This is a genomic window from Streptomyces sp. NPDC003943 (assembly GCF_053605265.1).
In genome coordinates this window covers 1-22,095 of the sequence record NZ_JBSGIW010000080.1, presented here as the reverse complement: position 1 = coordinate 22,095, position 22,095 = coordinate 1, and the positions used below count along the sequence as shown (strand labels likewise).

21 protein-coding genes and 1 riboswitch are annotated in these 22,095 nt (G+C 70.2%); of the genes, 16 read left to right on the top strand and 5 right to left on the bottom strand.

Features of this window, described 5'->3' with window-relative positions:
- Positions 1–26: 26 nt before the first annotated feature.
- The 5 genes from ACWEV0_RS27660 to ACWEV0_RS27640 all read left to right on the top strand — a co-directional run bounded on the left by ACWEV0_RS27660 (position 27) and on the right by ACWEV0_RS27640 (position 5,151).
- On the top strand, positions 27–1,277 hold the full coding sequence (locus ACWEV0_RS27660; RefSeq protein ID WP_453152219.1) for a L,D-transpeptidase: 1,251 nt from the start codon (positions 27–29) through the stop codon (positions 1,275–1,277).
- 88 nt (positions 1,278–1,365) lie between these two features.
- On the top strand, positions 1,366–2,133 hold the full coding sequence (locus ACWEV0_RS27655) for an enoyl-CoA hydratase/isomerase family protein (RefSeq protein ID WP_453152218.1): 768 nt from the start codon (positions 1,366–1,368) through the stop codon (positions 2,131–2,133).
- 28 nt (positions 2,134–2,161) lie between these two features.
- Positions 2,162–2,791 (top strand): ATP-binding protein, encoded by a 630-nt coding sequence (locus ACWEV0_RS27650; protein WP_453152231.1) that lies wholly within the window; start codon positions 2,162–2,164, stop codon positions 2,789–2,791.
- A gap of 396 nt (positions 2,792–3,187) precedes the next feature.
- The gene (locus tag ACWEV0_RS27645) at positions 3,188–3,949 is read left to right on the top strand and encodes a polysaccharide deacetylase family protein (RefSeq protein ID WP_453152217.1); all 762 of its coding nucleotides are present in this window, start codon (positions 3,188–3,190) and stop codon (positions 3,947–3,949) included.
- Positions 3,949–5,151: a YncE family protein gene (locus ACWEV0_RS27640; RefSeq protein ID WP_453152216.1), complete on the top strand. Its 1,203-nt coding sequence runs from the start codon at positions 3,949–3,951 to the stop codon at positions 5,149–5,151. The genes ACWEV0_RS27645 and ACWEV0_RS27640 overlap by 1 nt, the downstream gene beginning before the upstream one ends.
- A gap of 3 nt (positions 5,152–5,154) precedes the next feature.
- On the opposite strand, the gene ACWEV0_RS27635 is transcribed toward ACWEV0_RS27640, so the two are convergent.
- The gene (locus ACWEV0_RS27635; RefSeq protein ID WP_453152215.1) at positions 5,155–5,805 is read right to left on the bottom strand and encodes a GNAT family N-acetyltransferase; all 651 of its coding nucleotides are present in this window, start codon (positions 5,803–5,805) and stop codon (positions 5,155–5,157) included.
- An 83-nt stretch (positions 5,806–5,888) separates the two neighbouring features.
- Between ACWEV0_RS27635 and ACWEV0_RS27630 the strand changes: the two genes are divergently transcribed.
- From ACWEV0_RS27630 to ACWEV0_RS27605, 6 genes are all read left to right on the top strand, one after another.
- Entirely contained in the window at positions 5,889–6,113 is a 225-nt protein-coding gene (locus ACWEV0_RS27630) for an EF-hand domain-containing protein (protein WP_451610510.1), read from the top strand.
- Between the two features lie 113 nt (positions 6,114–6,226).
- Positions 6,227–7,138 (top strand): CopD family protein, encoded by a 912-nt coding sequence (locus ACWEV0_RS27625; RefSeq protein WP_453152214.1) that lies wholly within the window; start codon positions 6,227–6,229, stop codon positions 7,136–7,138.
- A 163-nt stretch (positions 7,139–7,301) separates the two neighbouring features.
- Positions 7,302–7,544, top strand: coding sequence for a hypothetical protein (locus ACWEV0_RS27620; RefSeq protein ID WP_453152213.1), 243 nt, complete (start codon positions 7,302–7,304; stop codon positions 7,542–7,544).
- Between the two features lie 320 nt (positions 7,545–7,864).
- Positions 7,865–10,288, top strand: coding sequence for a glycoside hydrolase domain-containing protein (locus ACWEV0_RS27615; RefSeq protein ID WP_453152212.1), 2,424 nt, complete (start codon positions 7,865–7,867; stop codon positions 10,286–10,288).
- 20 nt (positions 10,289–10,308) lie between these two features.
- On the top strand, positions 10,309–10,758 hold the full coding sequence (locus ACWEV0_RS27610) for a hypothetical protein (protein ID WP_453152211.1): 450 nt from the start codon (positions 10,309–10,311) through the stop codon (positions 10,756–10,758).
- Positions 10,755–11,417: a hypothetical protein gene (locus tag ACWEV0_RS27605; protein WP_453152210.1), complete on the top strand. Its 663-nt coding sequence runs from the start codon at positions 10,755–10,757 to the stop codon at positions 11,415–11,417. Before ACWEV0_RS27610 ends, ACWEV0_RS27605 begins: the two co-directional genes overlap by 4 nt.
- Before the next feature lie 75 nt (positions 11,418–11,492).
- Here ACWEV0_RS27605 and ACWEV0_RS27600 read toward each other — a convergent pair whose 3' ends face one another.
- From ACWEV0_RS27600 to gcvT, 4 genes are all read right to left on the bottom strand, one after another.
- Positions 11,493–12,863: an L-serine ammonia-lyase gene (locus ACWEV0_RS27600; protein WP_453152209.1), complete on the bottom strand. Its 1,371-nt coding sequence runs from the start codon at positions 12,861–12,863 to the stop codon at positions 11,493–11,495.
- Between the two features lie 165 nt (positions 12,864–13,028).
- A complete protein-coding gene (locus ACWEV0_RS27595) occupies positions 13,029–14,288 on the bottom strand; it encodes a serine hydroxymethyltransferase (protein WP_453152208.1) in 1,260 nt (419 codons plus the stop codon).
- 23 nt (positions 14,289–14,311) lie between these two features.
- On the bottom strand, positions 14,312–14,689 hold the full coding sequence (gene gcvH, locus ACWEV0_RS27590) for a glycine cleavage system protein GcvH (protein ID WP_453152207.1): 378 nt from the start codon (positions 14,687–14,689) through the stop codon (positions 14,312–14,314).
- Positions 14,690–14,811: 122 nt separating this feature from the next.
- Positions 14,812–15,936 (bottom strand): glycine cleavage system aminomethyltransferase GcvT, encoded by a 1,125-nt coding sequence (gene gcvT / locus ACWEV0_RS27585; RefSeq protein ID WP_453152206.1) that lies wholly within the window; start codon positions 15,934–15,936, stop codon positions 14,812–14,814.
- Between the two features lie 158 nt (positions 15,937–16,094).
- Positions 16,095–16,193: riboswitch (glycine riboswitch) on the bottom strand.
- Positions 16,194–16,347: 154 nt separating this feature from the next.
- On the opposite strand from gcvT, the gene ACWEV0_RS27580 reads away from it, so the two are divergent.
- The 5 genes from ACWEV0_RS27580 (at position 16,348) to ACWEV0_RS27560 (ending at position 21,960) form a co-directional block, all read left to right on the top strand.
- The gene (locus tag ACWEV0_RS27580; RefSeq protein ID WP_453152205.1) at positions 16,348–17,007 is read left to right on the top strand and encodes an AAA family ATPase; all 660 of its coding nucleotides are present in this window, start codon (positions 16,348–16,350) and stop codon (positions 17,005–17,007) included.
- Between the two features lie 107 nt (positions 17,008–17,114).
- On the top strand, positions 17,115–17,852 hold the full coding sequence (locus ACWEV0_RS27575) for an enhanced serine sensitivity protein SseB (protein WP_453152204.1): 738 nt from the start codon (positions 17,115–17,117) through the stop codon (positions 17,850–17,852).
- A gap of 88 nt (positions 17,853–17,940) precedes the next feature.
- Positions 17,941–18,732 (top strand): enhanced serine sensitivity protein SseB C-terminal domain-containing protein, encoded by a 792-nt coding sequence (locus ACWEV0_RS27570; RefSeq protein WP_453152203.1) that lies wholly within the window; start codon positions 17,941–17,943, stop codon positions 18,730–18,732.
- Between the two features lie 345 nt (positions 18,733–19,077).
- A complete protein-coding gene (locus ACWEV0_RS27565) occupies positions 19,078–20,079 on the top strand; it encodes an ABC transporter permease (RefSeq protein WP_403791863.1) in 1,002 nt (333 codons plus the stop codon).
- A 111-nt stretch (positions 20,080–20,190) separates the two neighbouring features.
- Complete coding sequence (locus tag ACWEV0_RS27560; protein WP_453152202.1) at positions 20,191–21,960, top strand: ABC transporter substrate-binding protein; 1,770 nt, start codon at positions 20,191–20,193, stop codon at positions 21,958–21,960.
- Positions 21,961–22,095 lie beyond the last annotated feature (135 nt).

Genomic DNA, 22,095 nt, shown 5'->3' with positions numbered 1-22,095 from the left:
GGGTCGTGCGAGGGGAGAGATCCATAGTGAACGGGCAGCCGATATCCGAGGCGGCCACGGGCCGACGGCGCCGCAGCGCCCGCCTGGGCGCCCTGGCGACGGGGACGCTGCTCCTCGTCCTGACCGCGTGTGGGGGCGGCGGCGGTGCCACCGGCGGCGGCAAGGGGGGCCAGGATCCGGCGGGCAGCGCCGGCGGCAAGCAGGAGAACGCGGCCTCGCAGGCGGTCGTCACGGTCGCCCCGAAGGACGGCGCGGACTCCGTCGCCACCAGCGGAGCGCTGAAGGTGACGGCCGACCAGGGCAAGCTGACGACGGTCACGGTCGCCGACTCCGAGGGCAACAAGGTCGACGGGAAGATCTCCGCCGACGGCGCCAGCTGGGAGCCGACCGCGCACCTGTCCGCGAGCACCCAGTACAAGGTGCACGCGATCGCCCAGGACTCCGACGGCCGTGAGTCGGCGAAGGACACCACCTTCACCACGCTCGTCCCGAAGAACACCTTCATCGGCCACTACACGCCGGAGAACGGCGAGACCGTCGGCGTCGGCATGCCGGTCTCCATCAACTTCACCCGGGGCATCACCGACCCGGAGGCCGTGGAGCGCGCCATCAAGGTGACGGCCGTGCCGGCCGTGCCGATCGAGGGCCACTGGTTCGGCAACGACCGCCTCGACTTCCGTCCCGAGAACTACTGGGCCGCCGGCACCAAGGTGACCGTGCAGCTGAATCTCGACGGCGTCGAGGGCCGGCCGGGCGTCTACGGCAAGCAGAAGAAGACCTTCTCCTTCACCATCGGCCGCCGCCAGGTCTCCACGGTGGACGCCTCGGCGCACACCATGAAGGTCGAGCGCGACGGGAAGATCATCAAGACCATCCCGATCAGCGCGGGCGCGCCGTCCACGACGACGTACAACGGTCAGATGGTCATCAGCGAGAAGTACAAGGTGACCCGCATGAACGGGGCCACCGTGGGCTTCGGCGGCGAGTACGACATCAAGGACGTGCCGCACGCGATGCGCCTGTCCAGCTCCGGCACCTTCGTGCACGGCAACTACTGGGGCTCCCCGGGTATCTTCGGCAACACCAACACCAGCCACGGCTGCGTCGGTCTGCGCGACGCCCGCGGCGCGGGCGACAGCTCGACGCCGGCGGCCTGGTTCTACGACCGCTCGCTCATCGGTGACGTCGTCATCGTGAAGAACTCGAAGGACAAGCAGATCCAGCCGGACAACGGCCTCAACGGCTGGAACATGTCCTGGTCGGAGTGGAAGGCGTAAGTCTCGTCCCGTACGAGCCGACAGGGCCCCGGTGCTGTGACCAACCGCACCGGGGCCCTTCGCGTTAACGGCGGCTAACCTTCGGACCATGACTGTGAACCTCGAAGTCGCCGAAGGCGTCGGCACGATCCGCCTCGACCGTCCCCCGATGAACGCCCTGGACATCGCCACCCAGGACCGGCTGCGCGAGCTGGCCCAGGAGGTGACCGACCGCGACGACGTCCGCGCGGTCGTCATCCACGGCGGCGAGAAGGTGTTCGCGGCCGGCGCGGACATCAAGGAGATGCAGGTCATGGACCACGTGGCCATGGTCAAGCGGTCCCGCGCGCTGCAGGACTCCTTCACCGCGATCGCCCGTGTCCCCAAGCCCGTCGTCGCGGCCGTCACCGGCTACGCGCTGGGCGGCGGCTGCGAGCTGGCGCTGTGCGCCGACTACCGGATCGCGGCGGACAACGCCAAGCTCGGCCAGCCCGAGATCCTGCTCGGCCTCATCCCGGGGGCCGGCGGCACCCAGCGGCTCTCCCGCCTCATCGGCCCCTCCAAGGCCAAGGACCTCATCTTCACCGGCCGCATGGTGAAGGCCGACGAGGCGCTCCAGCTCGGCCTGGTCGACCGGGTGGTCCCGGCCGACGAGGTGTACGAGCAGGCGCACGCCTGGGCCGCGAAGCTCGCGCAGGGCCCGGCCGTCGCGCTGCGGGCCGCCAAGGAGGCGATCGACCAGGGGCTGGAGGCGGACATCGACACCGGCCTCGCCATCGAACGCACCTGGTTCGCCGGTCTGTTCGCTACGGAGGACCGGGAGCGCGGGATGCGCAGCTTCGTCGAGGAGGGCCCGGGCAAGGCCAAGTTCGTCTGAGCCCGACCGTCCCGCGACCGTCTTTCGACTGACTTTGGCATATGCCTCCGTCAGTCTCGTGGAATTGTCGATTCCGGGGGGCGATTCCCCCGGAACGGCCCCGCGGGCGGCTCGGTCCGGCCATGATGGGGGCATGGCGGGCCTGGAGGGTACGGAACAACCGCGGCAGCGTGGCGGTGCGACCGCCGCACGGTGGGCGCCGGGCGCCGAGGACGAACCGGCCCCGGACGTACAGGACTTGGCGACCGAGGCGCTGGCGATGTACGGCAACCCGGCCGAGGAGGACGTCCGGCTGCCGTCCCGCCCCGAGTCCGCCGCGCTCGCCCGCCGGCTCACCGAGTGGGTGGTGCTGCGCCACTGGAAACTGAACCCGCAGATCTCCGAGCACGCGGTGCTGCTCGTCTCCGAACTCGTCGGCAACGCGGTCCGGCACACCGGGGCCCGGGTCTTCGCACTGCGGATGCTGCGCCGCCGCGGCTGGATCCGGATCGAGGTCCGCGATCCCTCGCGCGGGCTGCCCTGTCTGATGCCGGTGCACGAGCTGGACACCAGCGGCCGCGGCCTCTTCCTCGTCGACAAGCTCTCCGACCGCTGGGGGGTCGACCTGGCGCCGCGCGGCAAGACCACCTGGTTCGAGATGCGGGTCATGGACCGCTGATACCTCAGGGCCGCCCGGACGCACGAAAGCCCCCGTCCGCCTTGGTGGGGCGCCTGGGGGCTTTCGTGTGGAGCGCCGTGGGCTAGGGGGGGTGTCGCCCACGGCAGCTATGTCGACCTGGCCCGGGTCAATGGGGGTCGTGTCATCGACTATGGCAGACAGGTGGCCTCGGTGCCAAAAGTCCCTACCGTGTCATATCCGGACATACAGGGATTCATCGCCGATGAATCGTTGGTGACCTAGAGCACCTGCCTTGTAAACGATGAATAAGTATGGGGTTCATCGGGTGTTTCCCCGGCTCGTCCGCATGCTGGACGGCTGATCGCGACCCGCAAACGTCCTGAATCGGCTCAATCGTTATCTTTCGGGCTTAACAGCCTTTAAATGGTGCCCGTGATGCCGACCGACCGCCGCGGTGCCCTCCGGGCCGGCGCGGCCACCGCCCTCGCGGGAGCCCTCGCCACCGCCTGCGGTACGGAGCCGCGCCCCGAGCCCGGGCCGCACAGCCCCGCCCCCGCGGCCCCCGTCGCCGCCCCGGCGCCCCGCCGCTACCCAGGCCGCCCCACCGAGATCGCGAGCGGCCCGCCCGACCGCCCCCGGGTCGCCCTCACCTTCCACGGCCAGGGCGACCCCGCCCTCGCCCGCGCGATCCTCGACCGGGCCGAGCACGCCGGCGCCCACGTCACCGTCCTCGCCGTCGGCGAGTGGCTCGACCAGCACCCCGAGATGGCCCGGCGCATCCTGGACGGCGGCCACGACCTCGGCAACCACACCCAGCGTCACATCGGCATCGACGCCCTCGCCGAGACCGACGCCCTCGCCGAGATCGAGGGCTGCGCGCGCCGGCTGCGCCGCCTCACCGGCTCCATCGGCACCTGGTTCCGGCCCTCGCGCACCCAGCACGCCGGCGCCGTCGTCCAGCGGGCCGCCCGCCGCGCCGGCTACCCGCACGTCCTGTCGTACGACGTCGACTCGCTCGACTTCACCTCGCCCGGACCCGCGGCCGTCGTCGCCAACGTCACCGGCCGGATCCGGGCCGGCTCCGTCGTGAGCCTCCACTTCGGCTACCCGGACACCGTCGCCGCGCTGCCCCACCTCCTCGCCGACCTCGACCGCCGCGGCCTGCGCGCGGTGACCACCACGGAGCTGCTGAGCTGATGCCGAAACTCACGACTCGTACCAGGACCCTGGGCGCCGTCGCCCTGCTGCTCGCCCTCGGCGCCGGCCTGGCCGGCTGCGGCAGCCCCCACCCGGCGACCCCGCGCACCGGCGGCACCAAGGAGGCCGGCGCGCTCCCCGCCGTACCGAAGAAGCGGACCCCCGTGCCCACCGGACTGCCCGGCATGCCGCCGCTGCTCAAGCCCGACGACGTCTACGCCGCCGACCGGCCGAACGCGCTCTCACCGGTCGTCAAGGACTTCCCCTCCCGGGTCTACGTCCCCAACACCAACTCCAACACGGTCTCCGTCATCGACCCGGCCACCTACAAGGTCATCGAGACCATCCCGGTCGGCAACCAGCCGCAGCACGTCGTCCCCTCCTGGGACATGAAGACCCTCTGGGTCAACAACGACCGCGGCCACACCCTCACCCCCATCGACCCGGCCACCGGCACCGCCGGCAAACCCGTCGAGGTCCACGACCCGTACAACCTGTACTTCACCCCGAACGGCCGGTACGCCGTCGTCATGGCCTCGCTCGACCGCGAGCTCGTCTTCCGCGACCCGCACACCATGGAGCGGAAGAAGACCGTCCCCGTCACCTGCTACGGCGTCAACCACGCCGACTTCTCCGCCGACGGGCGCTACTTCATCGTCTCCTGCGAGTTCTCCGGCGAGCTGCTCAAGGTCGACACCGAGCGGATGGAGGTCGTCGGCCAGCAGAAACTGCCCTTCCAGGGCGCCATGCCGCAGGACGTGAAGATCTCCCCGGACGGCAAGACCTTCTACGTCGCCGACATGATGGCCCACGGCATGTGGGTCCTCGACGGCGACAGATTCACCACCCCGACCCTGCTGCCCACCGGCAAGGGCTGTCACGGCCTCTACGTCTCCCGCGACTCCAGGGAGATGTACGTCTCCAACCGCGGCGAGGGCTCCGTCTCCGTCTTCGACTTCACCAAGAACAAGCTCACGAAGAAGTGGTGGCTCCCCGACGGCGGCTCCCCGGACATGGGCGGCGTCTCCGCCGACGGCAAGGTGCTGTGGCTCTCCGGCCGCTACGACTCCGAGGTGTACGCGATCGACACGACGAACGGCAGCCAGCTGGCGCGCATCCCGGTCGGCAGCGGCCCGCACGGCCTGGCGGTGTACCCGCAGCCGGGCCGCTACTCGCTCGGCCACACCGGCATCTTCCGCTAGCGCCTAGCGGGCCACCAGCAGGGCCTCGGCCCCGACCGCTCGGTAGCCCGCCGCCTGGAACGTGCGGACGCTGCGGGCGTTGCCGGGGGAGACCTGGGCCCAGACGACCGGGTCCGGGGTGAGATGGCGGGCCGCGGTCGCCAGGGCGCGGCCGAGGCCGCGGTGGCGGACGTCCTCGTCGACCTCGACCGCGACCTCCGTCCGGCCCGCCACGCCCCGGCCCAGGGTCACCAGACCGCCGTCGGTGACCCACACCCGTACGTCGTCGCGGTACTTCAGCGCCCGGGCCACCCGCGGATGCTCCTGGTCGTCGATCTCCCGGAGCTCGATCCCCGGGTCGCCCGGCAGCGCGTCCGCGACCGTCATCAGGTCGATGGTGTTCATGTACCGGCCGGTGCGGGCCGTCAGCGCGGTCAGGAAGGCCGGGGTCATGCTCGCGACCAGCGGGTCCGCGGACGCCGCGGCCAGCTCGGCGCGGATCCACTCCGGGTCCTCGTCGAGGAACACCACCGAGTGCGCCGTGAAGGACAGCACGCCCGCGTCGCGGCCGCTCGGCTGCGGCAAGATCGTCGTCGAACCGTCCGGCGCCGGGAAGTCCCCCCGGGCCGCCGCCGCCAGTACCCCCGCCACCGATCCGGCCGTGTCAGCGCTCATGCCCCCATCATGCGACACGGCGGCGCCCCGCTAATCTGGCCCCCTACATCGAAGTACCGAAGCACCATGAAGGGGCGGAAGCAGTGGCGGACATCGAGTCGGCTCGCACGGCATTCAACAAGTTCGACGTGGACGGGGACGGCTTCATCACGGCCGCCGAGTACAAGCACGTCATGGCCGAGATGGGTGACTTCAACGTGACCGAGACGGTCGCCGAGGCCATCATCGCCCAGCGCGACGGCAACGACGACGGCAAGCTCACCTTCGAGGAGTTCTGGGCCCACCTCAGTAAGGCCAAGCAGGCCTAAGGTCTGTCCGGCGGACGGGCGGGCGCGGGGCCGCCGAGCCTCTCGCGGACCGCGTACGACCATGCGTACGTACGTGAGTTGCCGCCCGTCCGGACCCCGGTGACGATCATGGGGTGACGCTCCCCGGACCCTTCGGCACTCCGACCCGCCTGACGGCAGCGGTTCTCGCCGGAACCGCCGTCCTCGCCGTCGCGCTCCTCGGCGCCGGGCTCGCCCAGACGGGCACCGGCGAACTCGTGATCCCCGCCGCCGGCACCATCACCCTGCTGCGGCTCCTCGTCCTCGTCGCCTTCGCCGGCACCGTCGGCGAACTCGCCGGCGTCCGCATCGCCGGAGAGGGCCCGCTGCCGCGCCGCTGGTCCCTGCCCGCCGCCGCCCTGGGCTGCGCGGCCTCCGTGGGACTGCTGCTCCTGCTCGCCGCCGTCAGCGGACTCGGGCTCAGCACCGTGTACGGGCTCCGCGAGGGCCGGCTGATCCTCGTCACGGCCAACGCCTTCGTCCTCGCCGCCGTCTGCGCGGTCACCCGCCGCCCGGCCCTCGCCGCGCTCCCGCTCGCCGTCGCGGTCGGCGCCGAGGCGATGCGCGCCCACCCCGAGTCGTACAGCCCGGCCATCGGCGTCGGCCTCACCGTGGTCCACCTGACGGCCGCCTCGCTGTGGTTCGGCACGCTGGCCCACGTGCTGCGCACCATGCGGCTGCGCGGCGGCGCCCCTGAGGTGCTGACGCGTTACGCGAGGATGGCCGCCTGGGTCTTCGGCGCCCTCTGCGTCACCGGCACCTTCTCCACCCTGCGCCGGCTCCCGCTCGACGGGGTGTTCAGCACCGCGTACGGCAGGGTCCTGCTGGTCAAGCTCGCCCTCTTCGGCCTCACCGCGCTGCTCGCGCTCACCGCCCGCCGCCGCATGCTCCGCGGCGCCGACGCGCAGCCCCCGGCCCGGGTGGAGCTGGGCGTGCTCGCCGCGGTGGTGCTGGTCTCCGCGCTGCTCACGGTGGTGCCGGACCCGCACTGGCTGCTGCCCGAGTGAGCCGCTTTTCGCCGGGTCTTCGCGGGGGATTGGCCTAGACCTATTGTGCGGGCGTGTCCCTGACGATACGTTCGTCCCCGGCTGCGCAGCCGGTACGTAACGCACCACATCGCATCGTCAGGTACTCCGCCGGGGCATCCCGGCGTTTTCAGGAGGACATGCCATGTACCGCCGCACAGCTGCCGCTCTCGCCACCGCCGTGACCGCCGGAGCCCTCGCGCTCGGCGCGGCCGGCGCCGCCCAGGCCAACCCGGGCCCCGGCTACTACGCCCAGGGCTCCTACGCCTCGTACGCCGACTGCCAGGCCGCCGGGAAGGCCGGCTACCAGGTCTGGGGCCCGATCTTCTCCTGCGAGCCCTTCAGCTCCACCCGCCAGGACGTCATCGTCCTCTGGGTCCGCGCCTGACGGAGGAACAGGCCGGCCCCGGGAGGCTTCCGGGGGCCGGCCGCCTCACGTGCGCGGACGACCCGCGGTCCCCAAAGGTTCCCACTGTTCGCGGATCCGGCACGTGATGACAATCACCGCAACACGGGCACCCGTGGCCGGAAGATCACTGGTCCAGGCCACCGGGGCGTGGGTAGTTTCGGCAACCGGAAATCCATCCAACGGGGGCGGATCACGGATTTCTCGTGCGGGACCGACCAACCCGCATCCACAGGGGGAAGCGCCGTCACGCCGCGCCGACACCAGCACGTCCGCTCCAGTACGCACGAAAGGACTGAGCTGTGGCGGACGAGCAAGTTCTCCGGGCCCAGAAGTGGGTGAACTCCACGTACGGCGACGTCGCCGGATACGTCAGGTGTCCCGAGGACGGCCGCACGGGCTGGGGAACCATGAACTCCCTGATCATGGGCCTGCAGAAGGAACTCGGCATCACTCCGGTCATGGCCTCCTTCGGCCCGACCACCTACTCGAAGCTGGCCGCGCTCGGCGACATCGGCTTCGGCTGGGACAAGAACCGCAACATCGTGGCGATCCTCGAGTTCGCCATGTGGTGCAAGGGGTACTGGGCCGTGGAGCCCAAGAGCGAGGGCTGGTTCACCGGTGTCACCCGTGACGCCGTGTCGAAGCTCCGCGCCGACATGGGAATCGGCGGCCCGGGCGTCATCAACGCCAAGGTCGCCAAGGCCCTACTCAACATGGACGCCTATGTCGTCGTGGCCGGCGGCAGCGACGGGATCCGCACGATCCAGCAGTGGCTGAACAGCCGTTACTGGAACAAGGACGCCTACAACATCGGCCCCTGCGACGGCATCTACTCCCGCGACGTCCAGAAGTCGCTGATGATCGCCCTCCAGTACGAGCTGGGCATCGCCGCGCCGAACGGCGCCTTCGGCCCCGCGACGCAGGCGGGACTGCGGTCCCACACCCTCTCCGAGGGCGCCACCGGAGTCTTCGTCCAGCTGTTCTCGGCGGCGTGCCTCTTCAACTCGCCGACCTTCGACGCCGAGGGCGACCCCGTCGTCACGACCTGGCGCTCCACGTTCGACAGCAAGCTCGGCGACTGGGTCCTCGCGTTCCAGAAGTTCAACAAGCTCGGCGAGAACCGCACCGGCGATTTCCAGACATGGGCGCAGCTCCTGGTCTCCATGGGTGATCCCGACCGCAAGGCGACCGCGTCGGACACGCGGTACGAGATCACCGCGTCCCGCGCGAAGTGGCTGTACGACAACAACTACCGGTTCGTCGGCCGCTACATATTCGACCCGCCCGGTTCGACCCTGGACAAGGAGATCAAGCCGGGGGAGCTGGACACCATCTTCCGCGCGGGGCTGCGGGTCTTCCCGATCTACCAGGACAACGCCCGCAAGCTGTCGGACTTCTCGTACACCACCGGTTACCAGCACGGTCTGAACGCCCACAAGTGCGCCGAGGGTTACGGCTTCAACCGGGGCACCACGATCTACTTCGCCGTCGACTACGACGCGACCAGCGAGGAGATCGCGAGCGCCATCGTGCCGTACTTCCAGGGCGTGCAGGCGGCCCTCGCCAGTCAGGGCAAGAAGTACACGCACGGTGTCTACGGCTCCCGGAACGTCTGCAGCACCGTCAGCAACAAGACGTTCGCCCGGTTCTCCTTCGTCTCCGGCATGTCCTGGGGCTTCTCCGGAAACCTCGGTTTCCCCATCCCGCGGAACTGGGCGTTCAACCAGATCAAGGAGTTCAAGGTCACCAACGGCACCGACTCCTTCGACCTGGACAACGATGTCGCCTCCGGGCTCGACCTCGGTGTCTCCTCGGTGAACCAGTCGGGCGGCCCGGCGGACGACTTCATCGCCTATGTCCAGAAGCTGTACGATCTGGCGGGCCAGTACGGTGCCACCGGCCAGAAGCAGAGCCAGCTGGTCATGGAGTACATCCGGCACTCCGCGTACGGCAACAAGGACACGGCCAACAAGCTCGGCTGGTGGTACCTCATCGGCGGCTACGACGGCGGATTCGTCGACTTCTGCGACTCCAGGGGCATGAGCGTCAAGCCCTTCTTCACCGATCCCTTCACCGGCTACCAGCTCGGCTCCGAGCACCTGATGGCCACGGCCAACGCCCACCTGCTGACCAGCCAGCCGGGCGACAAGAAGTCCGCCAACGGCGGTGACGTGGGCGGCTGGGCAGGCGACCTGATGACGTTCTGGACCGACTGGCGCAACTCCGAACAGCAGTACGCCGATCCGCTGGCGTTCGCCCACGCCAAGCTCGGCGTCCCGGGCGTCGCCTCGTCCTTCGGCATCAACGACATGATCGAGGACGCCGACGGCTACCTCCTCGCGCAGGCCGTGCGAGGCGGCAAGAACATCGTCGACGCGATGAAGGCGCACTACAACGGCGGTGGCGGTCTGCGCCGCTTCAACAACTACTTCACCGGGCGGTGGGGCAACGCCACGGACTGCAAGAACTCCGCCCATGTCGCCCTGACCGCGGTCGACGGAACGCTCTCCGTCGCCCAGGGGTACCTCATCGGCTACGCGGGCGCGGCGCTGCCCGCGGCCTACCAGAACCTCCCGGGTGGCTTCGACAAGCTCCAGCGGTTTGAGCAGGGCTTCGTCGACGCGCTGCTCGCCCGCATGGGCATGGAGACGCGCAGCGTGACCCGGCTCAAGGCGAACCACGAGAAGTACCTCAAGGCCGCCCAGGCGCGCTCCGCCCGGTAACGATCGGCGAGAACAGCAGCATGAAGCACATCCTCGTACCCCTCGGCCTCATCCTCTTCGCCGGATGGACGCTGTGGAACCTGTGGAACCTGTTCCGCATCGCCGGCGGACTGCGGGACGGAAGATGGCGGCGCCCCGTGTGGTGGGCGCGCGTGTTCTCCGTCTCGCTCTGCGCCGGCCTGGTGGCGTGGCTCTGGGGCCTGTTCACCGGCGGTCTCGACGTGCGCAAGACCTGCCTCTACCTGCGCCACGAGAACTACGACGAGGCCTATCGCAAGGTCCACACCGAGGAGTTCTCGAAGCTCTTCCCCCTGCACAACAAGTGTAACGCGGACTACGACCTGGTGCCCGCCTGGGTCAATCCCACCGTGGTGATCTGCGCCGTCGTCGCCCTGGTCGCGCTCGCCGTCCTGTTGCGGTTCGCGTTCGCACGTCTTGTCAGCCCGTCCAGAAAGGAGCACCAGTCATGAACCTGACCGGTCTCTCACGGCGCCGGTTCATCGGCGCCACCTCCGGTGTCGCGGTCGCCGCGACGCTGGTCGAGTTCGGCGGGGCCGCCCCGGCCCTGGCCGACAGCCGCACCTGGCAGCCGACGACGTCCAGCAACGGCTGGTCCGTCCTCGCCCACGCCAACAGCCACGCCATCGAGGGCAGCGGCGAGCGCGTCCCGCTCGCCGACGGCGACGCCGCCACCGTCCTGCTGCACGTGGCCCGGCGCTTCCACTACGAGATCGACACGCTGCGCCCCGGCGACGTGCACGGCTGGACCGGCGACCGCGCCGTGACGGAGCCGTACGAGTCGAACTACCTGTCCGGCAGCGCCCTCGCGATCCGCCCCACGTGGTACCCCGCGGGCTCGAAGGGCAACCTCTACCCGAACGAGCTGGTCGTCGTCCGGGACATCCTCGCCGAGCTCGACGGCGTCGTCGCCTGGGGCGGCGACTTCACGACGCCGAAGGAGTCCCACTTCGAGATCGCGGTCAAGCCGGGCCACCCGCGGCTCAAGGGCGTCGCCCGCAAGATCGGCGGCTGGAACAGCGGCCCCGGCAACGAGGGCGCGGGCGCGGTCGACGCGTTCGACCCCGAGCGCCGGCGGGCCGCCCGTGCGTTCGCCCGGCGTGCCTCGTAACGGACGCTCCTGACGCGTACGACGGTGGGTGTGCCGCATGGCGCGGCACACCCACCGTGGTCGTCGCTCAGCCGCTCAGCACTCGATGATGTTCACCGCGAGGCCCCCGCGGGCGGTCTCCTTGTACTTCACGCTCATGTCGGCGCCGGTCTCCTTCATGGTCTTGATGACCTTGTCGAGGGAGACCAGGTGGCTGCCGTCGCCGCGCATCGACATCTTCGCGGCGGTGACGGCCTTGACGGCCGCCATGCCGTTGCGCTCGATGCACGGGATCTGGACCAGGCCGCCGACCGGGTCGCAGGTCAGGCCCAGGTTGTGCTCCATGCCGATCTCGGCCGCGTTCTCGACCTGCTCGGGGGAGCCGCCCAGGACCTCGGCGAGGGCGCCGGCGGCCATGGAGCAGGCGGAGCCGACCTCGCCCTGGCAGCCGACCTCGGCGCCGGAGATGGAGGCGTTCTCCTTGAAGAGCATGCCGATGGCGCCGGCCGCGAGGAGGAAGCGGACGATGCCGTCCTCGTCGGCGCCGGGCACGAAGTTCATGTAGTAGTGCAGGACCGCGGGGATGATGCCGGCCGCGCCGTTGGTCGGGGCGGTGACCACGCGGCCGCCCGCCGCGTTCTCCTCGTTCACGGCCATCGCGTAGAGGGTGATCCACTCCATCGCGTGCGCGGCCGGGTCGCCCTCGGAGCGCAGCTTGCGGGCGGAGGTGGCGGCGCGGCGGCGGACCTTGAGGCCGCCGGGGAGGATGCCCTCGCGGGACATGCCGCGCGAGACGCAGGCCTGCATGACCCGCCAGATCTCCAGCAGACCCTCGCGGATCTCGGTCTCGGTGCGCCACGCCTTCTCGTTCTCCAGCATCAGCGAGGAGATCGACAGGCCGGTGTCCTTGGTGAGCCGGAGCAGCTCGTCGCCGGTGCGGAAGGGGTACTTCAGGACGGTGTCGTCCGGGATGATCGGGTTCTCGCCGGCCACCGCGTCCTCGTCGACGACGAAGCCGCCGCCCACCGAGTAGTACGTCTTCTCCAGAACCAGCGCGCCCTCGGCGTCGTAGGCGAAGACGGTCATGCCGTTGGCGTGGTACGGCAGCGCCTTGCGGCGGTGCAGGACCAGGTCGTCGTCGAAGGAGAACGGGATCTCCTGGGCGCCCAGCAGGTTGATCTTCCCGCTCGACTTGATCCGCTCGACCTCGTCGTCGGCGCTCTCCACGTCCACCGTGCGCGGCGAGTGGCCCTCCAGGCCGAGCAGCACGGCCTTCGGGGTGCCGTGGCCGTGGCCGGTCGCGCCGAGCGAGCCGTACAGCTCGGCCCGGACCGTGGCGACGTGCGCGAGCAGGCCCTCGTTCTTCAGGCGACGGGCGAACATGCGGGCCGCGCGCATCGGGCCCACCGTGTGGGAGCTCGACGGGCCGATGCCGATCGAGAACAGGTCGAAGACCGAGATGGCCACGGGGGACTCCTTGTGGGGCTAGACGCCGTTGTCTGCCGGGGTGGTGCAGAACAAGCAGGAAGAGCGGGGAGGGCGGCAAAGCGGTGGGGCACCGCGCTCACTGTCCAGTGTGCGCGGTGCCCCGGAGCTGTCGTACGAACAAAGCCGGAACTAAATCGTACGAAATTACTTCAGGCCGGGGTACAGCGGGTGCTTCTCCGCCAGCGCGGTCACCCGGGCCTTCAGTGCCTCGGCGTCGAAGCCGGGCTTCAGCGTCTCGGCGATCACGTCGGCGACCTCGCGGAAGTCCTCGGCCTGGAAGCCGCGGGTGGCGAGGGCCGGCGTGCCGATGCGCAGGCCGGAGGTGACCATCGGCGGGCGCGGGTCGTTCGGAACGGCGTTCCGGTTGACCGTGATGCCGACCTCGTGGAGCCGGTCCTCGGCCTGCTGGCCGTCCAGCTCGCTGTCGCGCAGGTCGACCAGGAGCAGGTGGACGTCGGTGCCGCCGGACAGGACCGCGACGCCGTGCTGCCTGACGTCGTCCTGGACCAGGCGCTCGGCGATGATCCGGGCGCCGTCGAGGGTGCGCTGCTGGCGCTCCTTGAACTCCTCCGAGGCCGCGACCTTGAAGGAGACGGCCTTGGCCGCGATCACGTGCTCCAGCGGGCCGCCCTGGAAGCCCGGGAAGACGGAGGAGTTCAGCTTCTTCGCGAACTCCTTCTTCGCCAGGATGATGCCGCCGCGCGGGCCGCCGAGCGTCTTGTGCGTGGTGGAGGTCACCACGTCCGCGTACTCGACCGGGTTCGGGTGCAGACCGGCCGCGACCAGGCCCGCGAAGTGGGCCATGTCGACCCACAGGTACGCCTCGACCTCGTCGGCGATCCGGCGGAACTCGGCGAAGTCGAGCTGACGCGGGTACGCCGACCAGCCGGCGATGATCACCTTCGGGCGGTGCTCCTTCGCCAGGCGCTCGACCTCGGCCATGTCGACCAGGCCGTTGTCGTCCACGTGGTACGCGACCACGTTGAACTGCTTGCCGGAGAAGTTCAGGCGCATGCCGTGGGTGAGGTGGCCGCCGTGCGCCAGGTCCAGGCCGAGGATCGTGTCGCCGGGCTGGGCGATCGCGAACAGCGCGGCCTGGTTGGCGGAGGCGCCGGAGTGGGGCTGCACGTTGGCGTACTCGGCGCCGAACAGGTCCTTGATCCGGTCGATCGCGATCTGCTCGGCCACGTCGACGTGCTCGCAGCCGCCGTAGTAGCGGCGGCCGGGGTAGCCCTCGGCGTACTTGTTGGTGAGGACCGAGCCCTGCGCCTCCATGACCGCGACCGGAGCGAAGTTCTCCGAGGCGATCATCTCGAGGGTGGTCTGCTGGCGGCGGAGCTCGGCGTCGACGGCGGCGGCGACGTCCGGGTCCAGCTCGTGGAGAGGGGTGTTGAGAAGCGACATGAATCGATCCCTGGGGGTCTCGGTCAGCCTGCGGTGAAGGCGGTGTACTCGTCGGCGGTGAGCAGGTCCTCCGGCTCGCCGGTGAGGCGCACCTTGAACAGCCAGCCACCCTCGAACGGGGCGGTGTTCACCAGCGACGGGTCGTCCACGACGTCCTGGTTGGCCGCGACGACCTCGCCGGTGACGGGGGCGTAGAGCTCGCTGACCGACTTGGTGGACTCCAGCTCGCCGCAGGACTCGCCCGCGGTCACCGTGTCACCGACCTCGGGGAGCTGGACGTACACGATGTCGCCGAGGGCGTTGGCCGCGTGCTCGGTGATGCCGACCGTGGCGACGCCGTCCTCGACGGCCGACAGCCACTCGTGCTCCTTGCTGTAGCGGAGCTGCTGGGGGTTGCTCATGACCTGATTCTCCTGGATGCGGGGAGTGCGGATGTACGGGGGTCTTGCGGGGTGAGACGTGTCCTGAGACGAATGCGTCACGTCACCGTCACGTCAGGCACCCGCGGAGGGGTGCCGAAAGGTCACTTCTGACGCTTGTAGAACGGCAGCGCGACGACCTCGTACGGCTCGTGGGTGCCGCGGATGTCGACGCCGACGCCCTCGGTGCCGGGCGCGGCGACGGCCGCGTCCACGTAGGCCATGGCGATCGGCTTGCCGAGCGTCGGGGACGGGGCGCCGGAGGTGATCTCGCCGACGACCTCGCCGTTCGCGACCACGGACATGCCGGCGCGCGGGACCCGGCGGCCCTCGGCGATCAGGCCGACCAGCTTGCGCGGCGGGGCGGACTCGGCGCGCTCGGCGGCCTTCTCCAGGGCCTCGCGGCCGACGAAGCGGCCCTCGTTCGTCGTCTTCTCGAACTTGACGACCCGGCCCAGGCCCGCGTCGAACGGGGTGAGCGCGGTGGTCAGCTCGTGGCCGTACAGCGGCATGCCCGCCTCCAGGCGGAGCGTGTCACGGCAGGACAGGCCGCACGGGATCAGGCCGACGTCCTTGCCCGCCTCGGTGAGCGCCTGCCACACGCCCTCGGCGTGCTCCGGCTTCAGGAACAGCTCGAAGCCGTCCTCGCCGGTGTAGCCGGTGCGGGCGATCAGCGCGGGGACGCCGGCGACCGTGCCGGGCAGGCCCGCGTAGTACTTCAGGCCGTCCAGGTCGGCGTCGGTGAGGGACTTCAGGATGCCGGGGGACTCCGGGCCCTGGACGGCGATCAGGGCGTACGCGTCGCGGTCGTCGCGGACCTCGGCGTCGAAGCCTTCGGAGCGGGCCACGAGGGCGTCGAGGACGACCTGGGCGTTCGAGGCGTTGGCGACGACCATGTACTCCGTCTCGCCGAGGCGGTAGACGATCAGGTCGTCGAGGATGCCGCCGTCCTCCTGGCAGATCATCGTGTAGCGGGCGCGGCCGTTGCCCACGGTGGAGATGTTGCCGACCAGCGCGTAGTCCAGGAGCTCCACGGCCTGCGGACCGGTGACCGTGATCTCGCCCATGTGGGAGAGGTCGAAGAGGCCGGCCTGGGTGCGGACGGCGTTGTGCTCGTCGCGCTCGCTGCCGTAGCGCAGCGGCATGTCCCAGCCGGCGAAGTCGGTCATGGTCGCGCCCAGCGAACGATGCAGCGCATCGAGGGCGGTCAGACGGGGGGCAGTGCTCATGGGGTGGCTCCCGGGTCCCAGGGCGTGCAGGGCACGACGTACATGACGGTGAGGACGATCCTCCCCATCTGTCATGGAACCTGAGAGGTTCACCGAGGGCATCCTCGGCTTGCACCTTGGGTGGGGACGCGACGACGCGTCCCGCTTTTCAGATCTGCCTCATCCACGCGGTACGGGGCCTGAGAGATTCAAGGGAGGTACTTGCTCCTTCGGCGCCCGGGTGCACGAGTGCCCCGGGACTCTCCCGCGCGGATTCGAGCGGCCGGTATGCGGTTGTGCGCGCTCGTGCGAGCGCGTGGCGCGCTCATCATTGCACGGCGGGTCCGCGCGGCAAATCGCTTGCGTCTCATTACCGTTTCTTTACACTTCGTGGGCAGAGGTCCGCGCAGGACCCGACGGGGGGAGTGAGCGATGACGATCCGGCACACCAGCGCCTACGTCACGAGCGCCGGCATACCGGTCCAGCGCACCCGGCGCCGGGTGCGCCGCGGGCGGCTCCTGCGCGACCTGCGCGAGCGCGGCGGACGCAGCCCGCGCGTCCTCAGCTTCGCCGCCGGCGACATCGTCGTGGTCTCCGGGCTGCCCGGCGCCGGCAAGTCCACGCTGCTGGGCCGCGCGGCCGACGGCCGGGCCGTCGACTCCCAGGACACCCGGGAGCGCTGGGAGGCCCGGCTGCCCCGCTTCCTGCCGTACGCCCTCTACCGCCCGCTCGCCCGGCTCGCCCACTACGCCGGCCTGCGCCGCGTCCTGCGCTCCGGCGCCGGGGTGGTCGTCCACGACTGCGGCACCCAGTCCTGGGTGCGCGGCTGGCTCGCCCGTGCGGCCCGGCGGCGCGGCGCCGCCCTCCACCTGATCCTGCTCGACGTCGACCCCGCCCTCGCGCTCGCCGGCCAGCGCTCCCGCGGCCGCGGCGTCTCCGGCTACGCCTTCGCCCGGCACCGCCGCGCCGTCGGCCGGCTGGTCCGCACGGCCGAGGCGGGCGCCCTGCCGCCGGGCTGCGCCTCGGTCACCCTGCTCGACCGGGACGCCGCCGACGCCCTGCGGAAGATCGGATTCCGGGAGGTGCCGTGACGCACTCCGCATCCCCTTTCGGTCACGGAGGCAGGTAGACGCCGTTAAGGTGCTGAACCGCACCGGCTGAACGGCACCGGGAGCATCGAGAAGGGGACGACGACAGCGTGGACGTGACGTGGCCGGGCAATGAGCTCGAGGAAGTACTGGCCGCCGCGCTCGGCAACGCCGCCGCCGGAGGCCGCCTGGTCGAGGTCCTCGGCCGCAGCCCCGTCTGGGTGCCCCTGCCCAACGGCGGCGGCCCCGACAGCCCCGACCTCGACCTGCCCACCCTGGAGCTCGACGGCGCGCCCTACGTGCCGGTCTTCAGCTCCGAGCAGCAGTTCCTCGCCTGCGTCGGCGACCACATGTCGTACACCGTCGCCCCCGCCGTCGAGTTCGCCCGCGGTCTGCCCCCGCAGCTCGGCATCGCCGTGAACCCCGGCGGCACCGTCGGCGTCCCGCTGCCCCCGCCCGCCGTCGCCGAGCTGTGCCGGACCGGCCGCACCGAACTCGACGGCCCCGCCGACGGCGGCCGGGTGCGGCTCTTCGAGCCCGACTGGCAGGACGACCCGGTCGACTTCCTCGCCGCCGCCTCCGCCGAGTTCGAGGCCACCGGCATCGTCGCCACCGCCCGCCGCGTCCTCGCCAGCGTCGAGGGCACCGAACCCGCCCTCTTCGTCGGCGTCCAGCTGCTCGGCGGCGTCGGCGACCTGGCGGTGCCGCTGGACGCCCTCGGCCGCGCCCTCGGCCGGGTCGAGGTCGCCTGGCCGGTCAACCTCATCCTGCTCGACGTGGCCCAGGACCCGGTCGGCGACTGGATGCTGGAGAAGGTGCGCCCCTTCTTCCAGCGCGCCGCCGTGTGACAGACCCCCTGTTTAAGCTGAACTCATTCAGCCGAAGTCAGGCGAGCCGTACAACAAGCGCCGTACAACAAGAGGGGCGGGACCCAGGGTGAGCGCGTCAGGCACCGCTGCGGCCGGACAGGTCGAGCACATGCTGCGCCAGGTGGCACCCGGGCGGCACGACACCTACGAACAGCTGCTGCACGCCCTGGCCGGCTCCGAGGTCCGGATGCTGCTCTGGCAGGGCACCGCCGGCTCGCCCGACGCCCAGTACGGAAACATGCAGGTCGACGGGTACGGGTACGCGCCCTGCGTCACCTCCGCCCAGGAGCTCGCGGCCTCCGGCTGGACCCGCGCCCACGAGCTCGTGTCCGGCCTGGAGATCGCCCGCGCCCTCTACCCCGACCGCTGGGGCATCTGGCTGAATCCGCACGCCCCCGGCGGCGGTGTCGGCATCCCCTGGGCCGATCTGCGCCGCATCGCCACCGGCCTCGACCGGATGCCCGCGGGCCCGCTGCGGCTCTCCGAGCCCGCCCTGGAGATCCCGCAGTTCTACGCGCTGCTCACACAGAACGCGCACCGCACCCCGGCCGTCCGCTCGCTGCGCCGCGCCTGGGTGCAGCCGGCGCTGGGCTCCCCGTACCTCGCCATCGGCCTCGACCTGTACGACTCCTCGCCGGCGTCCGTCGAGGCCGTGCGGGCGATGATGCACCAGACGGTCGCCGCCGTTCCCGACGGCCTGCCCGTCTCGACAGTGGCGATGTCCGACACGTACGACCCGGTCGCCCTGTGGCTTTACGCCCATTCGCGCCCGTTCTACGACCGTGACGCGCACGCGGCCCCCGCGGCCCCGCCCGCGACCGGTTACGGCTACCCGCCGGCCGCCCCGCGCGCGTACTGAGAACCGGACGGGCGAGCTCCGAAACGTCCGTTTCCGGCCTTCCTGTCGCCCCAATTCCCGCCCGCGCGACAGCACTTGGGTCTGATGTCCGTTCTGGTCGAATAGCGGCCGAGATGGTCCGCTGACGTGTGCCCGGCGTCCGGATAACGGAAGACAACGAACCGCATCACGTTTACGCAAACATTCCTCTGGGAGTCTGGCGGGTGATCGCGGACACATTGAAGACTCCCCGGAACACCGGGCGTTCGGCTGTACGAAGCCGGTGCCCTGCAGTTGTTCCACCGAGCCGCTACCCGCGGCGGGCAAGGGCCGGCGACCCGGCGGCCGAGAGGGGTCCTCACCACGATGACGGCACCACTGCACGAGACGAGTGCGGCAGAGAGCGCCGACGCCGTCGACGCCGTGCCCGGCACGCCGGCCAAGGCGATCGAGGGCCGCTCCCCCTGGCAGATCGCCTGGACGCGGCTCAAGAAGGACAAGCTGGCCCTCGCCGGCGGCTTCGTCGTGCTGTTCCTGATCCTCGTCGCGATCTGCGCCCCGCTGATCGTCGGACTGCTCGGCCACCCGCCGGACCAGTTCCACGAGGACCAGATCGACCCGCTGTTCGGCACCCCGATCGGCAGCTACGGCGGCATCAGCGGCGACTTCCTGCTCGGCGTCGAGCCGGTCAACGGCCGTGACGTCTTCAGCCGGATCATCTACGGCGCCCAGATCTCGCTGCTCGTCGCCTTCGCCGCCGCCCTCTTCGCGGTCGCGCTCGGCACGATCCTCGGCATCGTCGCGGGCTACTTCGGCGGCTGGGTCGACGCGGCGCTCAGCCGGGTCATGGACGTCATGCTGGCCTTCCCGCAGCTGCTCTTCACCATCGCGCTGGTCTCCGTGCTGCCGAACTCGCTGTTCGGCCTGGAGGGTTCGGGCGTCCGCATCCTCGCCCTGGTCGTCGTGATCGGCTTCTTCGGCTGGCCGTACGTGGGCCGCATCGTGCGCGGCCAGACGCTCAGCCTGCGCAACCGCGAGTACGTCGAGGCCGCCCAGTCGCTCGGCGCCGGCCGGTTCTACATCCTGCGCAAGGAACTGCTGCCGAACCTGATCGCGCCGATCATGGTCTACGCGACCCTGATGATCCCGACGAACATCCTCACCGAAGCGGCGCTCAGCTTCCTCGGCGCGGGCGTCAAGGCGCCCACCTCCTCCTGGGGCCAGATGCTGTCGACGGCGATCACCACCTACGAGTCCGACCCGCTCTTCATGATCTTCCCCGGCCTCGCGATCTTCATCACCGTGCTTGCGTTCAACCTCTTCGGCGACGGCGTGCGTGACGCGCTCGACCCGAAGGGCTCCCGCTGACCGTACGCCGCTCCCCCCGCAAGACCAGCCCCTGCCGCTGTCGACAGGAGGCGAATCCCCAACGGCGGATCACCGCAAGACGGCCGCCATTACTCCGGAGGTTGCACGACCATGACGATGAACAGCTCCCAGAGGCGCAGAATCGCCGCGGGTGCGCTGCTCGCGGCGGCCACGATGGTCGTCACCACCGCCTGTGGCGGCGGCAACGGCAGCGGCGGCGACAAGGGCAAGGGCGGCGCGCCCGGCTTCAACGCGGGCGTGAACCAGATCGCCAGCCCCTCTGACAAGAAGGGCGGCGAGCTGAAGTTCATCGCGTCGCAGGAGGCCGACTCCTGGGACCCGGCGCGCACCTACACGGGCTTCGTTTTCGACTTCGCGCGCTACTACACGCGTCAGCTGGTCACCTACAAGCCCGTGCCCGGCTCCGGCTCCACCGAGCTGGTCGGCGACCTCGCCACCGACACCGGCAAGGTCTCGGCCGACGGCCTGACCTACACCTTCACGCTGAAGGACGGGGTCACCTGGGAGGACGGCAAGCCGATCACCTCCAAGGACATCAAGTACGGCATGGAGCGGACCTGGGCGCAGGACGTCATCTCCGGCGGCCCGATCTACCTCCAGCAGATGCTCGACCCGAAGAAGACCTACCCGGGCCCGTACAAGGACACCGCCCCGGACAAGCTGGGTCTGAGCACCATCCAGACGCCGGACGACAAGACCATCGTCTTCAAGCTCGCCTCCGCCAACGGCGACTTCCTGCAGATGCTGGCGCTGCCCATGTCCTCGCCGGTCCGCCAGGACAAGGACACCAAGGCCCAGTACGGTCTGCACCCGTTCTCCTCGGGCCCGTACAAGTGGGACTCGTACACCCCGAACAAGTCCCTGAAGCTGGTCCGCAACGACAAGTGGGACGCGAAGTCGGACACGATCCGCAAGGCCCTGCCGGACAAGATCAGCGTCACGTTCACCACGAACGCCGACGACATGGACAACCGCCTCGTCGAGGGCGAGTACGACCTCGACCTCAACGCGACCGGTGTCGGCGCCGCGGCCCGCCAGAAGGTGCTCCAGCAGCACAAGGAGAACGTCGACAACCCGCAGACCGGCTTCATCCGGTACGCGGCGTTCCCGCAGACGGTCATCCCGAACATCGAGTGCCGCAAGGCCATCATCTACGCGGCCGACTCCAAGTCCCTGCAGACCGCCCGTGGCGGCCCGCAGGCCGGCGGTGACATCGCCCCGAACATGCTGCCCCCGGGCATCAAGGGTGCCGACCCGAAGGCCGACCCGTACGGCAAGCTCTCCGGCGCCCCTGACCTGGCCAAGGCCAAGGAAGCGCTGAAGAAGTGCGGTAAGCCGAACGGCTTCAAGACCACGATCGCGGTCCGCAACAACAAGAAGATCGAGATCGCCACCGCCGAGTCGCTGCAGAACTCGCTGAAGGCCGTCGGCATCGACGCCCAGATCGACGCGTACGACGGCGCCCAGTCCTCCGGCATCATCGGTTCGCCGAAGGTGGTCAAGGAGAAGGGCTACGGCATCATCATCATGGGCTGGGCCGCCGACTTCCCGACCGGCCAGGGCTTCCTGCAGCCGCTCGTGGACGGCCGCTTCATCCTGCAGTCCGGCAACAACAACTTCTCCGAGCTGAACGACCCGGCCATCAACGGCCTGTTCGACCAGGCGCTGAAGGAGACGGACCCGGCCAAGGCCGGCGAGTTCTACAAGCAGATCAACGCCAAGGTCTCGGACGCCGCGGTCTACCTGCCGTTCACCAACGAGAAGAACATCATCTGGCGCAGCTCGCGACTGACCAACGTCTACACGGCCGACGCGTTCAACGGCCGCTACGACTACGCGTCCATCGGCGTCGTCAAGTAATCCCACTCAACTCGCTCCAACGGCGCACCCGCCGCTAGGCCCGAAGGGCAGGTGAGGGCCGTGCGCGGCGGCCGGGGGATCCGCAAGGATACACCCCCCACCCCACCGCCCCCCCCAAAGGTGAATAAAAAAAAA